16 protein-coding genes are annotated in these 12,786 nt (G+C 78.2%); 8 read left to right on the plus strand and 8 right to left on the minus strand.

The window, feature by feature from the left end:
* Positions 1 to 113 precede the first annotated feature (113 nt).
* The 3 genes from ACL02T_RS11755 to ACL02T_RS11765 all read right to left on the minus strand — a co-directional run bounded on the left by ACL02T_RS11755 (position 114) and on the right by ACL02T_RS11765 (position 2,508).
* Positions 114 to 878: a hypothetical protein gene (locus ACL02T_RS11755; RefSeq protein WP_412830688.1), complete on the minus strand. Its 765-nt coding sequence runs from the start codon at positions 876 to 878 to the stop codon at positions 114 to 116.
* Positions 871 to 1,518 carry an RNA polymerase sigma factor gene (locus ACL02T_RS11760; protein ID WP_412830689.1) on the minus strand — a complete coding sequence of 216 codons (648 nt, stop codon included), beginning with the start codon at positions 1,516 to 1,518 and terminating at the stop codon, positions 871 to 873. Before ACL02T_RS11760 ends, ACL02T_RS11755 begins: the two co-directional genes overlap by 8 nt.
* A gap of 195 nt (positions 1,519 to 1,713) precedes the next feature.
* Positions 1,714 to 2,508 carry a nitroreductase family protein gene (locus ACL02T_RS11765; protein ID WP_412830690.1) on the minus strand — a complete coding sequence of 265 codons (795 nt, stop codon included), beginning with the start codon at positions 2,506 to 2,508 and terminating at the stop codon, positions 1,714 to 1,716.
* Between the two features lie 128 nt (positions 2,509 to 2,636).
* Between ACL02T_RS11765 and ACL02T_RS11770 the strand changes: the two genes are divergently transcribed.
* Positions 2,637 to 3,074, plus strand: a complete 438-nt coding sequence (locus ACL02T_RS11770) for a GNAT family N-acetyltransferase (RefSeq protein WP_412830691.1) — start codon at positions 2,637 to 2,639, stop codon at positions 3,072 to 3,074.
* Positions 3,075 to 3,202: 128 nt separating this feature from the next.
* Here the strand turns inward: ACL02T_RS11770 and ACL02T_RS11775 are convergent, their stop codons facing one another.
* From ACL02T_RS11775 to ACL02T_RS11790, 4 genes are all read right to left on the minus strand, one after another.
* On the minus strand, positions 3,203 to 3,415 hold the full coding sequence (locus ACL02T_RS11775) for a hypothetical protein (RefSeq protein ID WP_412830692.1): 213 nt from the start codon (positions 3,413 to 3,415) through the stop codon (positions 3,203 to 3,205).
* A gap of 247 nt (positions 3,416 to 3,662) precedes the next feature.
* Positions 3,663 to 4,019: an STAS domain-containing protein gene (locus ACL02T_RS11780; RefSeq protein ID WP_412830693.1), complete on the minus strand. Its 357-nt coding sequence runs from the start codon at positions 4,017 to 4,019 to the stop codon at positions 3,663 to 3,665.
* A 178-nt stretch (positions 4,020 to 4,197) separates the two neighbouring features.
* Positions 4,198 to 4,758: an Rv1733c family protein gene (locus tag ACL02T_RS11785; protein ID WP_412830694.1), complete on the minus strand. Its 561-nt coding sequence runs from the start codon at positions 4,756 to 4,758 to the stop codon at positions 4,198 to 4,200.
* An 83-nt stretch (positions 4,759 to 4,841) separates the two neighbouring features.
* Entirely contained in the window at positions 4,842 to 6,629 is a 1,788-nt protein-coding gene (locus ACL02T_RS11790; RefSeq protein ID WP_412830695.1) for a sensor histidine kinase, read from the minus strand.
* A gap of 290 nt (positions 6,630 to 6,919) precedes the next feature.
* On the opposite strand from ACL02T_RS11790, the gene ACL02T_RS11795 reads away from it, so the two are divergent.
* Complete coding sequence (locus ACL02T_RS11795; protein WP_412830696.1) at positions 6,920 to 7,777, plus strand: universal stress protein; 858 nt, start codon at positions 6,920 to 6,922, stop codon at positions 7,775 to 7,777.
* Between the two features lie 181 nt (positions 7,778 to 7,958).
* Here ACL02T_RS11795 and ACL02T_RS11800 read toward each other — a convergent pair whose 3' ends face one another.
* A complete protein-coding gene (locus ACL02T_RS11800) occupies positions 7,959 to 8,252 on the minus strand; it encodes a hypothetical protein (protein ID WP_412830697.1) in 294 nt (97 codons plus the stop codon).
* 282 nt (positions 8,253 to 8,534) lie between these two features.
* On the opposite strand from ACL02T_RS11800, the gene ACL02T_RS11805 reads away from it, so the two are divergent.
* The 6 genes from ACL02T_RS11805 (at position 8,535) to ACL02T_RS11830 (ending at position 12,730) form a co-directional block, all read left to right on the plus strand.
* Positions 8,535 to 8,723 (plus strand): DUF1918 domain-containing protein, encoded by a 189-nt coding sequence (locus ACL02T_RS11805; protein WP_412830698.1) that lies wholly within the window; start codon positions 8,535 to 8,537, stop codon positions 8,721 to 8,723.
* Between the two features lie 73 nt (positions 8,724 to 8,796).
* On the plus strand, positions 8,797 to 9,171 hold the full coding sequence (locus ACL02T_RS11810) for a CBS domain-containing protein (protein ID WP_412830699.1): 375 nt from the start codon (positions 8,797 to 8,799) through the stop codon (positions 9,169 to 9,171).
* A complete protein-coding gene (locus ACL02T_RS11815) occupies positions 9,168 to 9,890 on the plus strand; it encodes a GAF and ANTAR domain-containing protein (protein WP_412830700.1) in 723 nt (240 codons plus the stop codon). The genes ACL02T_RS11810 and ACL02T_RS11815 overlap by 4 nt, the downstream gene beginning before the upstream one ends.
* A 418-nt stretch (positions 9,891 to 10,308) precedes the next feature.
* The gene (locus ACL02T_RS11820) at positions 10,309 to 10,635 is read left to right on the plus strand and encodes a dsRBD fold-containing protein (protein ID WP_412830701.1); all 327 of its coding nucleotides are present in this window, start codon (positions 10,309 to 10,311) and stop codon (positions 10,633 to 10,635) included.
* A 205-nt stretch (positions 10,636 to 10,840) separates the two neighbouring features.
* The gene (locus ACL02T_RS11825) at positions 10,841 to 11,638 is read left to right on the plus strand and encodes a universal stress protein (RefSeq protein ID WP_412830702.1); all 798 of its coding nucleotides are present in this window, start codon (positions 10,841 to 10,843) and stop codon (positions 11,636 to 11,638) included.
* A gap of 105 nt (positions 11,639 to 11,743) precedes the next feature.
* Complete coding sequence (locus ACL02T_RS11830; RefSeq protein WP_412830703.1) at positions 11,744 to 12,730, plus strand: rod shape-determining protein; 987 nt, start codon at positions 11,744 to 11,746, stop codon at positions 12,728 to 12,730.
* Positions 12,731 to 12,786 lie beyond the last annotated feature (56 nt).

Consider the following 12,786-nt stretch of genomic DNA (forward strand, 5'->3'; position numbering starts at 1 on the left):
CCGCGGACGCTGATCGGACGGCCCTGCTACCCGCGGACCCGGGCCAGCCAGGCTGACCCTCCACCGACACCCGGCCGCGGCTGGCGATGCCCCCCGACCACCGCGGCCGGGCCCTACTTCGCCCCCGCCGGCGTCTCGGCCCGGCGGGCGAGGCCGGGCGGGGTCCGGCCGGAGTTGCCCGCCTCCTCCCCGGTCGACACACCGACCGAGCCGCCGTTCGAGGCACCGGCCGAACCGTCGTCCGAGGCACCGGCCGAGCCGTCGGACCCGGCCTCGTCGATCGTGTCGCCCCCGCTCCCGCCCGCGGCCCCGCGGGCGGTCGGGCCACCCGCGCCCCGGTTCGCCGGGACGCGGCCGACGGGACCGATGCCGTGTGCGGCGACCTCACGCCCCGACACCGGGTCTCCGGCGGCGTCCTCGCCGGCTGCCGCAACGGCGGAGGCCGCCGAGAGGGCCGCCCCGGCCACCCCGGCGGCGTGCTCCCCCGGCGTCGACCAGACCGGGCTCCGGGAGGGGCCGCGCTCGGCCGGCCCACCGGAGGAGTGGGTCTCGTTCGCGGCGAGGGCGAGACCACCCGTCGCCGTGCCCACGACGGCGAGGGCGGCGGCCAGAGACTTGGCCGCCACCGCACCTGACGCGGTGACCGACGCCCCGCGCAGCCGCCACCGGCCGCGCGGCGTCGCGGCCGACGCGAAGGCGGCGAGGGCGTCGCGCTCCCCGCGCAGCTCCGCGGGGCTGCCCGGGGCCGCCGCGGCGTCGAGCAGGCGGCGCAGGTCGCGGGGCCCGCCGTCGCCGTCCAGCAGTCGGTCGACGTCGGTGATCGCCATCCAGGTGCCGGGCGGCGCGTCGGCGCCCCGGCCCGTGCAGTGCTCACACATCGGCCACCCCCGTCCGCTCGCCGCCCCTCCTCGGTCCGGCCCCCACGCCGTCGGCGTTCTCCCGCAGCCGCTCGGCCAGCCGCCGGAGCCCGCGGTGGGCCGCCACCCGGACCGCACCGGGCCGCTTGCCGAGGACCCGGGCGGCACTGGTCGCGTCGAGCCCGATCACCGCGCGCAGCAGCACCGCCTCCGCCTCGGTGCGCGGCAACGCGAGGATCTGGTCGAGCGCCCACCGGGTGGACAGCCCGTCGAGGACCGTCCCGTCCGTGTGCCGGACGTCGGCGAGGGCCACCAGGTCCGCCGGCTCCGCGGGATCGGCCGGGCGGCGGGTGCGGGCCCGCGCCGAGTCCATCGCCCGGTTGCGGCAGATCGTGGTGACCCAGCCCCGGAAGCCGTCCAGGTCGCCGGAGAAGCGGCGCAGGTCCTTCGCGACGTGCAGCCACGTCTCGGCGGTGACGTCCTCGGCGTCGGCGCCGACCAGCGCGGTGGCGTACCGCAGCAGGCGCGGTTGCAGGTCGCGGTAGAGCACGACGAAGGCCCACTCGTCCCCGGCCCGGGCCGCGGCGAGCGCGTCGGCGAGCGGGGGCGAGTCGCGGGCCGCGGCGACGGCCACCGCGGTCGAGCTGGCGAGGGCGGGCACTCCACCTCCTGGTCGATCGATGACGGGCCGGACGTCGGGGGGCGTTGTCCGTCCGGCCCGCCACGCCTCCAGCGCGACGGATCCCGCAGTCGTTACACGGCGTGGCGCCGCGCGGCGAAGTTGCGCCGGAAGAGGGAACACAGGCACCCGGACGCCGACCCGGCACGCGCACCCGGGGTGATCCGGGGGCGCAGATCAGGCGGGCTCGACCCCGTCCCGCCAGAACTCGAGCACCGCGACCGTGTTGCCGCGGGCGCCCTCGAGGACGTCCCGCGCCCGGTCGGGCAGGCGGGCACGCAGCGCCGCCGGGTCCGCGGGGGCGGCGACGATCGCGGTGCGCAGCCCGAGGAGCGCGGCGGTGAGGCGCAGCGCCTCGACCGCCTGCCCGGTACGCAGGTCCGCGTGCGGGACCCGCCCGGCCGCGCCGACCAGGACGAAGTCGGGCGCCGGCCGCAGCTCCCCCTCGTCGAGCGGGCCGGGCCAGGCGGGGCCGAGCTCGTCGCCCGGCACCACGGGGTGGCCGATCCTGCGCAGCCACGCGTTCTCCATCTCGGCCGCGCGGCGCAGCATCGACCGGGTGGCGGGCCCGCTCGGCCCCTCCGCGACACGCGGCCGGCCGTGGTCGCGCAGGGCGCCGTGGAGGGCGCGCTCCAGCGGCCGCGGCGGACGCGCCTCCCCCGGCCGCACGACGGCGAGCAGCCCCTCCTCCCCCGGGTGAGTGACCTGCGGTCGGCGGCCCTGCGCGGCCACGGCGAGGCGGACGGCCCGCAGCCCGGCGCCCGCCGCGACCCGGGTGAGCCGGGCCGGCGGCTCCTCGGCGTGCGACCAGCGCCGGACCACGGACCGGAGTGCGACGCCGTCGTCGACGGCGCTGACGAACCAGGGCGCCGACCCCTCCGGGGCCGCGGCCATCCGGGCCGCGTCGACGAGCGGGGCGATCGACAGTCCGGCCCGCGACGCGTCCGGGGTGACCGCCGGGTGTGCGGACATGCCGTCGAGTCTCGACGTCCGGAACCGGCCCGTGCAGGGGGCGAAGGTCCCCGGCGCGGGGGTGCGCCGTGCCCCACCGAGGGCGGTACCGTGGCCCTCCGCCCGGCTGCCGACGCGAGGAGGACGACGTGGAGGTACACGGGCAGGGGTGGACCAAGGAGGCGCCGGCCCGCTGGGACGCGGCGAAGGCCGCGGCGTTCGGCGACCTCTCGCCGGCGCTGTTCGGGCTCGGCACCCCCGCGGACGGCGAGCCGCTCGGCGACGAGTGGTGGCGGGCCGAGGACGGCCGCGGGGTGATCGGCTACGGCCGGCTCGACGACTCCTGGGGCGATGCCGAGATCCTGATCGTCGTGCACCCCGACCGGCGCGGCGAGGGTCTCGGCGCGGTGGTTCTCGACCGGCTCGAGCACGAGGCGGGCCGGCGGCACCTCAACTACGTCGACAACGTCGTGCCACTGACGCACCCGCGGCGCGAGGAGGTCTCGGGCTGGCTGCGCGCCCACGGGTTCGAGGAGAAGGCCGACGGGGAGCTCCGCAAGCGGGTTCCGCGCGCCGTCGTGACCTGAGCCGTCGGCGGGGACCCGTCGGCGGGGACCCCGTCGGCGGGGACCGGGGCGCGCGCCGAGCCGGTGCAGGCACGACGCCGGCGGGATCGAGACGTGCGGCCGCCGAGCGCAGCCAGGCGTCCGTGCCGTCAGCCGACCGGGGTGCCGCGGCGGGGCCGCCAGCCGCGCCCGGTCTCGTCCGGGATCAGCGGGCGCCCGCAGCCGCAGCGCGAGTGCGCGGTCTCCCAGCTGCGCGCCTGCGCGGGGTGGTTGACCCGGACGGTGGCACCGCAGGCGGGACACTCACCCACCCAGATCGCCTCGACGAGGCCCGACTCGTACCGCTGGTCTTTCCGGTGCACGACACCCTCCTCGGATCGCCCCGGCGGTGTAGCGTGCGGAGGGAGGCCGCCGCCAGGGTCCTTCGGCCCTCCATCTCCCCGACCGACGAGGAAACTCGGCCGGCGAGAAGACTCGGCCGGCGAGAAGACTCGGCCGGCGAGAAGACTCGGCCGGCGAGAAGACTCGGCCGGCGAGAAGACTCGGCCGGCGAGAAGACTCGGCCGGCGAGAAGACTCGGCCGGCGAGGAACCCCCGACCGGTGTGCGCTCACCCGGCGAGGGCCGAGTCGAGCAGGGCGAGGACCCGACCGGGGAGCACGGGCCTGCGGTCCTCGACGCCGGCGACGACGAGCTCCACCCCGACCGTGTCGGCCCGGTGCCGCGCGTGCCGCAGGACGTCGAGCCCCCGGCACTCGAAGGAACGGACGTCGCGCAGGTCCACGACCAGCCGTGCGCCGTCCGGGCCCGCCCGGCCGACCAGTGCGGAGGACCCACGCAGCAGGTCGTCGAGCAGGCGGAGCAGCCGCGTCCCGTTGCCCGCGTCGAGGTCGCCCGCGACACGCACGACCACGGTGCCGGTGCCGGGCACCTCGACGGAGAGCTGGACGGGAAGCACCGCGGTCATGGACTTGCTCCTTCCCCGCACGCCCGTGTGCGGGTCGGTCGTCAGGCGTTGTCCGCAGGGTCCGTCGCGGCCGCACGCCCGCAGTACCCGCGGAGGTCCCCACGAGAGGGGACCAAGGTCCCGGTCGGGCGCGGGCGAACCCGTACACGCCGTCCCTCGAGGTGGCCCGGGGACCGACTCAGCCCGTCGAGGCCCGGCCGGTCCAGCGCGGCTCCACCTCGGCCCACTCCCGCTCCCACTCCGCGCCGCGCAGCCGGCCGACCCCGGCGAACGCCAGCCGCCCGAGCACGGCGACCGCGACCCCGCAGAGCAGCAGCAGCGCGCCGGCCGAGGTGAGCGACACGAACAGCACCTCGGACCCGTCGAGCGGGGCGCGGACCAGTCGCCCGTCCGCGGTCACCCACGCGGCGACCTCGTCCCCGGCGTGCCTGGGAGCGGCGACCTCGGTGCGCCCGGTCCGTTCGACGCCGTCGGGGCCGGTCCACCGGACGTCGGCCGGGATCCGGCCCCCGGCCTCCGGGACCACCGCGACGTCGTGGGCGACGACCACCGTGAGCGGCGTGCGGTCGCGGGCCTCGGCCTCGGCGCGGGCGGAGAGGTCGCGGTGCACGCCGAGGCCGACCACGACGCCCGCACCCAGAGCCACGAGCGCCAGCACGCAGATCGCCCACGCGGCGAGATCCGCGAGACGGTCGGAGCGGCGCCGGGGCAGCCGGTCCCGGCGCGGTGGTGCGGCCATGGCGCCAGCCTGGGGAGGACGCCGCGTCCCGGGCAGGGCCGAAGGTCCCCGCCGGACCCCGCATCGGCCCGGGACCGAGCCGCTCAGGACAGGGGCGCCGCCCAGGTGAGCCGCGAGCCCCGCGGGGGGTGCGGAGCGAGCTCGAAGGTGCCCCCGCGGCGCCGCGCCCTCCGTTCCATGGTCGCGAGGCCGCTGCGCCGGGCCCCGTTCCCGGGACCGCTCCCGTCGTCCGTCACCACGAGGAGGATCCGGTCGTCGCTCCCGGCCGGCTCGGCGACGACGTCCACCTCGACCCGCGACGCCCGGGCGTGCTTCGCCACGTTGACCAACGCCTCCCGCAGGACGGCGATCAGGTCGTCGACCAGAGCCGCGTCGTGGGCGGCCGCGACGAGGGTCTCGGCCGGGCCGCTGAACCGCAGCAGCGGGGTGAACCCGAGCAGCCGGGCCGCCTCGGTGACCACGGCGAGGATCCGGCTGCGGACGCCCTCGTCGTCGCCGCTGCGCTGGAGCGAGAAGATGCTGGTGCGGATCTGCGCGATGGTGTCGTCGAGGTCGCCGATGACCTGCGTCAGCTGCGTGCCCTCGGTACCCCGGACCCGGGCCGCGATGCCTTGCAGGGACAACCCGGCCGCGAAGAGCCGCTGGATGACGTGGTCGTGCAGGTCGGCGGCGATCCGCTCGCGCTCGTCGAGCACCCGCAGCCGCTCCCGCTCGACCCGGGACGCGGCGAGCTCCAGCGCGACCGCCGCCTGGCTGGCGAACCCGGCGGTCATCTCGAGGTCCTCCTCGGTGAACGGCGCCCGCCCGGCGGTGCGGGCCAGCATCAGCACGCCCTCCGTCCGCTCGGCCCCGAGCAGCGGCACGACGAGGACCGGCCCGATGCGCAGCTCGCGGATGGCCACGGCCGATTCGAGGCCCGGGGCCTCATGCGGGTCGGACAACCGCAGCGACCGGGAGGTGACGAAGACGTGCCCGGACACCGTCCCCTCCATCGGCACGGACCGGCCGGCCAGCTGGGCGGCCAACCCGCGCTGACCGGGGCAGCCGGCCGCGAGCTCGATCCGCAGCGCGCCGTCGTCCGCGGGCAGCAGCACCACGGCGAGGTCGGCGGCGGCGAGCTCCCGGCTGCGCTCGGCGATCGTGCCGAGCGGCCGGCCGTCGGCCGGGTCGAGCGTCTCGCGGGTCACCGCGGCGGTGGCCGCCAGCCACTCGCCCCGGCGCCGGGTGGACTCGTAGAGCCGCGCGTTGTCGATCGCGAAGGCGGCGGTGGCCGCGAGCGCGCGGGTCAGCTCCTCGTCCTCCGCGGTGAACTCGCCCCGGCGGGACTCGGCGAGGTAGAGGCTCCCGAAGACCTTGTCGTGGACCCGGATCGGGACCCCGAGGAAGCTGCGCATCGGCGGATGGCCGGGCGGGACGCCGGCCGAGCGCGGGTCGTCGGCGAGGCCGCACAACCGGATCGGCCTGTCCTCGTCGAGCACCGCGCCCAGCAGCCCCTTGCCCTGGGGCAGACCGCCGATCGCCCGCACCGTCGCCTCGTCCATGCCCACGTGGACGAGCTCGGCGATCCGTCCGTCCCCGCCGAGGACGCCGACCGCGGCGTACCGGGCGTCGACGAGCTCGCGGCCGGCCTCGCAGATCCGGCGCAGCAGCGTGGGGAGCGCGAGGTCGGCGATGACGGCCTGGTTGGCGCGCAACAGCCCGCGCAGTCGGCCCTGGGTCGACATGACCTCGCCGGCCCGCTGCACCAGCTGGCGGAGCAGCTGGTCGAGCTCGAGCCGGGGCTGGTCGGGAAAGGTCAGCGACGGGTCCGCAGGTGTGCCGTTCGGTCTCCGGCGCGGACCCGCGCCGGAGACCGGCTCGTCGACGGACATCGTGCCCCCTCCGCGGTCCCCCGTCCGCGTGGCGCGTCGACGTCCCGGCCGCGCCACGGACCTGAACGCTACGCACGGCGGGACCTGCGCGCCAGCGGCCGGGCCGGCCGCCGGACGCCCCGCCCGTGGGGAGCCCGCGGGTCCGCCGCCGACCCCGGCGGGCCGACAGGGGACTTCCGGCCCTCCCGGGCGGGGGTGTGCGGAACGGAGGCTGGGCCCATGTGGTCCCGTTCCCCCCGGCCCCGCCCGGTCCGGCCCCGCCCCGTCCGGCCCGTCGTCGCGGGCCGCTCGTGACCGCCGCCGTCCCGGCCCGGCCCGTCCTCGTCCTCGACGACGGCGGCACCGTGGCCGGGATCGCCGCACAGCGTTGGGCGGCCGCCGAGGCCTGCCGGCGGGATCTGCCGCTGGAGGTCGTCGGGACGCAGGCCGACGGCGCGCAGGCGGTGCGCCGGCTGCGCGGCGAGTACCCGCGCCTGCCGGTGCAGCGCCGCCGGCTGCCCGATCCGCTCGGCCGGGCGCTGCGCTCGCTCACCGCCGACGCGACGCTGCTGGCGCTGCCCGCCCCCGCCGCCGAGCCGGTGCTCGGCAGCGCCTTCTGCCCGACGGCCGTCGTGCCGGCCGACGAGACGGCGCGCGGCCGGGTCGTGGTCGGGATCGCGCCGTGGACCCCGGAGGAGGTGCTGCGAACGGCGGTCGACGAGGCGCTCGACCGGAGCGCCGAGCTGGTCGTGGTCCGGGCCTGGCGGGCGCGGACGCACGGGCTGCTCGACCTCGCCCGGCTGTTGCCCGGCCCGTTCGGCCCGGACGGCGGGTTCGGCCCCGACCGCGGCGGCACCGCCGAGGAGGCCGGGCGCGACCTCGAGCACCTGGTCTCGCCGTGGCGGATCGGTTACCGGACGCTGCCGCTGCACCCGATCGTGGTGCACGGGGACGCGGCCGCGGTGCTCACGATGCTCTCCGTCGACGCCGAGCTGCTCGTCCTGGGCCGGTCCGGTCGGGGCGCCCTGGTGCGGGCCGTCGCCGGCTCACCGGGGGACGACGTCCTGGCCGCGGCGCGCTGCCCGGTGCTCGTGGTGCCCGAACCGGCGCCGCCGCGGCGCGACGTGCTGCCCCGGCCCGGCATGCTCCCCGCCCTGCTGCAGGACTGAGTCCGACCGGGTTGGTGCGGCCGGGTTGGTGCGGCCGGGTTGGTGCGGCCGGGTTCGTGGGGCCGGGTTCGTGCGGCCGGGTTCGTGGGGCCGGGTTCGTGGGGCCGGGTTCGTGGGGCCGGGGATCGCCTGCCCGGGCGAGCCCGCGGGACCCGAGGCCCGGAGACCGGGACCGCCGGGCTCAGGCGCCGGACGTCCCGTCGGCCAGGACGTCGAGCAGGCGCTGCCGGGCCAACCGCTCCAGCAGCTCCGGCACGGCCCCCGCCGGCACCCCGGACAGGTCCGCGCGGCAGCTGCGCACCACCCGCGCGACCGTCCGGCGCGAGACGCGCCCGGCGAACTCGCGGGCGAGTCGCGCCACCGCCGGCGTCACCGCGTCGACCTCCGGCACGGCGGCGAACCCGCCCGGGCGCGACTGCACGGGGACACGCGACTGCAGGGGGGCGGAGGTGAGGGGCAGCGCGGTGAGGGTCATCGGGCTCCTCGTGCGGCGCCGCACGCAGGCGGCGGGCGGGGTGGGTGGACGAGCGGACCGGTGGGCCGCCCGGCAGAGGTGGCGGGCCGGGCCGTTCGACGACGGGACCCGGTACACGCATGCATCACCGCGGTTCGCACGGTGTCGGATGGCGAGCCTGGGCGATGCACCCGCCGCGCACCAGGGCCGGAAGTCCCTATCGGGTCCGGGACCCGTCGGCCCCTGGCCCCGGGGCGGTCGAGGCGGGATCCTGGGGTGCCCACCCGCGTGCAGGGAGGCATCGTGCAGGCACACGTCGGCGACCGCATCGTCATCGAGACCAACACCCTCGACACGGCCCGCAGGCGCGGGACGATCGTCGCCGTGCTCGGCGGCGAGGGCGACACCGAGCACTACCGGGTGCGTTGGCAGGACGGTCACGAGTCCGTGTTCTTCCCGGGCCCGGACGCCCACGTGGACACCGCCCGCTGACCGTGCGCTGCACCAGGTGGTCTCGGGGCTTCGGACCCTGGCCGCGGCACGGTGCACGCGGCACGCTCCGCGGGTGCGCGTGCGTGAGGTCATGAGCGGCCCGGTGCTCGTCGTGGCGGTACGGTCCACCGTCCGCGACGCCGCCGCGGCACTCGCCGCCCACGGGCTGTCGGACGTACCGGTGGTCGACGAGGAGGACCGGTTCGTCGGCATGCTCGCCGAGGCGGACCTCGTCCCCGACCCGTCGGGCGACAGGCGGGGCACCGCCGCCGTCGAGCCGCTGGTGCGCACGAACGCGCCGACCGCGACCCCCGACGGCGACCTGCTCGGCCTCGTGCACCGCATGCGCGAGGCGGACGTCCGGGTCGTGCCGGTCCTCGACGGGGGCCGGGTGGCCGGGATCGTCACCCTGGCCGACCTGCTGCGCGTCCTGAAGGACGCGCGGTGACCGGCGGCGTCGAGCTGGCCGAGCGGTTCGCCCGGCTCGCCCGCGCGCTGCGGACCGCAGCGACCCCCGAGGACGCCCAGGAGCGGATCACCCTCTACGCCGTCGCGGCGGTGCCCGGCTGCGACCACGCGGGCATCTCGCTGCGGGACCGCCACGGCGGGATCGTCTCCGTGGCGCCGACCGGCGGGACCGCGAAGCGGGTCGACGAGATCCAGCACGAGGTCGGGCAGGGCCCCTGCCTGGGCGTGCTGCACGACCGCATCGTCTGCTCGGTGGCCGACCTGGCCACGGACGACCGGTGGCCCGGGTTCAGCCGCCGCGCCGTCGCCGAGACCGACGTGCGTGCGCTGCTCTGCTTCCGGCTGTTCGTCGAGGACGACGTCCTGGGCGCCCTCACCCTCTCGTCCGCGACCCCCGGCGCCTTCGACGACCACGCGGTCGCGATCGGCACGGTCCTCGCCGCGCACGCGGCCCTCGCGGTCACCGACGCGCGCAACCGCCGCCGCTGCGCCGAGCTGGACGAGGCCCTGCGCTCCAGCCGCGACATCGGCACCGCCATCGGCATCCTGATGGCGCGCCACCTGATCACCCGGGAGCAGGCGTTCGACCGGCTGCGCACCGCCTCCCGCCGCCTGCACCGCAAGCTGCGCGACCTGGCCCTGGAAGTCGTCGAGACCGGCCGGCTCCCGGCGGGTGCGGCGGCACCCTCGGAGCGCTAGTCTGCGCACATCCGGTCCGCCTGAGCCCACAGCGCGCCCGGCCTTTTCGAGCGGGTCCCATGACTCCACCGTCACGGGTGTGCACCATCCGGACACGGTCCCTCCGCGTCCCGCTCCGCCACGCTCACCGTCGTCCCGGCGCCGTCCCGGCCCCGGACGCCGGTTCCGCCCGTCCTCGTGGACCCGGGCCGCCCACCCGCGCTACACCCCCCAGCCCCCGGGTGGGCGGCCCGTCGCCGGTGCGGGTCCGACCACGTGGCCGCCGCCACGCGGCCGGGCCCGCACCGGTCCCCCCACACCCGCGCCCGGCCGGGTGCACGGCCGATCCGTGACGCCCGGCGGCCGAGGGACGTCGGGCCCTTCCCTCGCGCGGCCGACGGGGGCACGCTCGACCCACCACGGCGGGAGGGACCGCGAGATGACCGAAGAGACCACCGCACACACCCTGTCCGACGCCCTGACGGCCGCGAGCCGCGCCCGCGCCTCCGGGCTGCCGCCGACCACGCGCTGGACCGTGATCGTGGACCTCGAGGCGGAATCCGGGGTGACGCGGGCGGTCGCCCGGCTGTACGACCGGGTCTCCGACCGGCTCGTCGGCACCGGGCAGGCGCGGCTGGCCCCGCCGGACGCCGACGTCCCGGGCGTGGCCAGCGAGCTGGCCGCGGCCGAGGCGCTCACCGACCTCGCCCGGCGCCTGGTGCAGGTCGCCCGCAGCGAGGTCGCGGGCGCGACGCACGTCGGCTGAGCGCCCCCGCCCGAACCCGGGACTTTCGGCCCTGCTCACGGCCGTGGCCCGCGGGCACCATCGACGTCGCCGGCAGCGTGAAGGCACCGCGCCGGCCGCCACTCGTCGTTGGGGAGCGGACGAGTGGAACCCGCCGGGGCGGGCGTTCACGGGGAACGCCCGCCCCGGCCCACGCTCGGCAGGTGCTCGATCGGGAGGAAGAACGGTGACCGTGTCCGGATCGCCCGTGGCGGTCGGTGTCGACGGGAGCAGCGCCTCGCTGCTCGCCGTCGCGTTCGCGGCGGGCGAGGCCCGCGCCTTCGGTGTCCCCCTCGTCCTGGTGCACGCCGTGCGGCCGGACGAGTCGGCGCACCGCGGCGAGGCGTTGCTGGACCGGGCCACGGCCCGGGCCCTCGCCGTCGCCCCGGAGGTCGAGGTGCTGCGCCGCGTCTCCCACTGGGCGCCGGGGCCCGCGCTGCTCGAGGCCGCACGCACCGCGTCGTTGCTGGTCGTGGGCATGGGCGGGCGCGACGACCCACCGGAGGCCGCCGACGACTCCGTCGCCCTCGACCTGGTCGGCCGCGCCCGCTGCCCCGTTGCGGTCGTCCGCGCGCCGCACCGCCGGCACCGGTCGGTGGTGGTCGCCGCCGTCACGGACCCCGCGCGGGAGGCACCGCTGCTCGCCGTCGCGTTCCCGCTCGCCGCCGGTCGCGGCGTCCCGCTCGTCGTCGAGGTTCCCGAGAGCGGCGACGCCGACGCCGACGCCGTCGCGGCCGCCGCGCTGGACACCGCGCTCGAACCGTGGACCGCCCGTTTCCCCGAGGTCCGGGTGGAGTCGGCCGGGGTACGCGGCCCGTTCGTCGAGCACGTGCTGGAACGCGCCTCGGGTGCCGCGGCGCTGGTCCTCGGCCGGCCCGACGGGGCCGGGCGCTGGGACGAGCCGGCCCGGCTCGCGGTCCACCGAGGCCCGTGTCCGGTGGTCGTCGTGCGCACGGCGGCCGCGGCGGAGACCGCGGACGCCTGACGGGCCGCACAACCGGTCCTTCGGCCCTGCCGCGGGACGGTGCCGAGGTACCAGGCTGGCAGGGGGCGGCACGGGGGGCGCCGTGCCGAGATCTGGGGGTGGACCATGGCGCGTTTCGGCATGGACGTCGGCACCGGGACCACGGTGCTCTACGACGCCGAGGGCGGGTTCCAGTACGACGAGCCGTCGGTCATGCTCGGCCGCCCGCACGGCCAGGGGGTGAGCGTGGGCCGCGAGGCCGCCGAGCTGGTCGACCGGGTCCCCTCCGGGGCGCACGCCGTCCGGCCGGTGCGCGACGGCGTCATCACCGACCTCGAGACGGCCCGCCGCTACCTGCGCGCGGTCGTCCGCCGGGTGTTCCCGCGGCCCTGGCAGCGCACGCGGCTGACCGCCGCCCTCACCGTCCCGGCCGGGGCCAGCCCGCTGGAGCGGCGGGCCCTGGTCGAGGCCGCCGAGGAGGCCGGCATCGTCCGCGTCCTCGCCCTGGCCGGCCCGGTCGCGGGCGCCATCGGCTGCGGTGTCGACCCGCTCGACCGGCGGGTGCACATGGTCGCCGACGTGGGCGCCGGCACCGCGGAGATCGTCGCCCTGTGCTTCGGCGAGATACTGGCCGTGCGCTCGCGCCGGGTGGCCGGCGACGCGATCGCGGCCGCCGTGCGCCGGCACGTCCGCGAGCAGCACCACCTGGTCGTCGGCCGCGACGCCGCGGAGGAGCTGACCATCCGCGCCGGGGCGGCGCCCGACGGCGCGGAGGTCGTGGTCGTCGGGCGCGACGGCGACAACGGCCGCCCTCGCACGCTGCGCCTGCGCGCGGCGGAACTGCACGGCGTCGTGGCGCCGCGGGTGGCGGAGCTCGCGTCCTCGCTGATCGGGTGCCTGGACGACCTCCCCGCCCGCGCGCTGGACGACCTCGCCGCCGACGGCGTGCTGCTCGTCGGGGGCGCCTCGCCGACCCGCGGGCTGCGGGCCGCGCTGGAGGCGGGTCTCGGGCTGCCGGTCAAGCAGGCGGAGAACCCGTCGACCTGCGTGGCCGAGGGCGCCGCGCGCGCCTTCACCCTGCCCGGGGTGCTCGAGGCCTACACCCGGGCCTGAGCGGGACCTCCGCGACCCGACCCCGGGCCCCGCCGGATATACCCGCCGCCGGATTC

The sequence above is a fragment of the Pseudonocardia oceanicola genome, from assembly GCF_047200735.1.
Taxonomy (GTDB): Bacteria; Actinomycetota; Actinomycetes; order Mycobacteriales; family Pseudonocardiaceae; genus Pseudonocardia.

Excerpts from the sequence above, each read along its gene's own strand:
- ACL02T_RS11780 (WP_412830693.1), bottom strand. The coding sequence starts at position 4,019 with ATGACCGCGGTGCTTCCCGTCCAGCTCTCCGTCGAGGTGCCCGGCACC.
- ACL02T_RS11785 (WP_412830694.1), bottom strand. The coding sequence starts at position 4,758 with ATGGCCGCACCACCGCGCCGGGACCGGCTGCCCCGGCGCCGCTCCGAC.
- ACL02T_RS11790 (WP_412830695.1), bottom strand. The coding sequence starts at position 6,629 with ATGTCCGTCGACGAGCCGGTCTCCGGCGCGGGTCCGCGCCGGAGACCG.
- ACL02T_RS11765 (WP_412830690.1), bottom strand. The coding sequence starts at position 2,508 with ATGTCCGCACACCCGGCGGTCACCCCGGACGCGTCGCGGGCCGGACTG.
- ACL02T_RS11830 (WP_412830703.1), top strand. The coding sequence starts at position 11,744 with ATGGCGCGTTTCGGCATGGACGTCGGCACCGGGACCACGGTGCTCTAC.
- ACL02T_RS11800 (WP_412830697.1), bottom strand. The coding sequence starts at position 8,252 with ATGACCCTCACCGCGCTGCCCCTCACCTCCGCCCCCCTGCAGTCGCGT.
- ACL02T_RS11755 (WP_412830688.1), bottom strand. The coding sequence starts at position 878 with ATGTGTGAGCACTGCACGGGCCGGGGCGCCGACGCGCCGCCCGGCACC.
- ACL02T_RS11820 (WP_412830701.1), top strand. The coding sequence starts at position 10,309 with ATGACCGAAGAGACCACCGCACACACCCTGTCCGACGCCCTGACGGCC.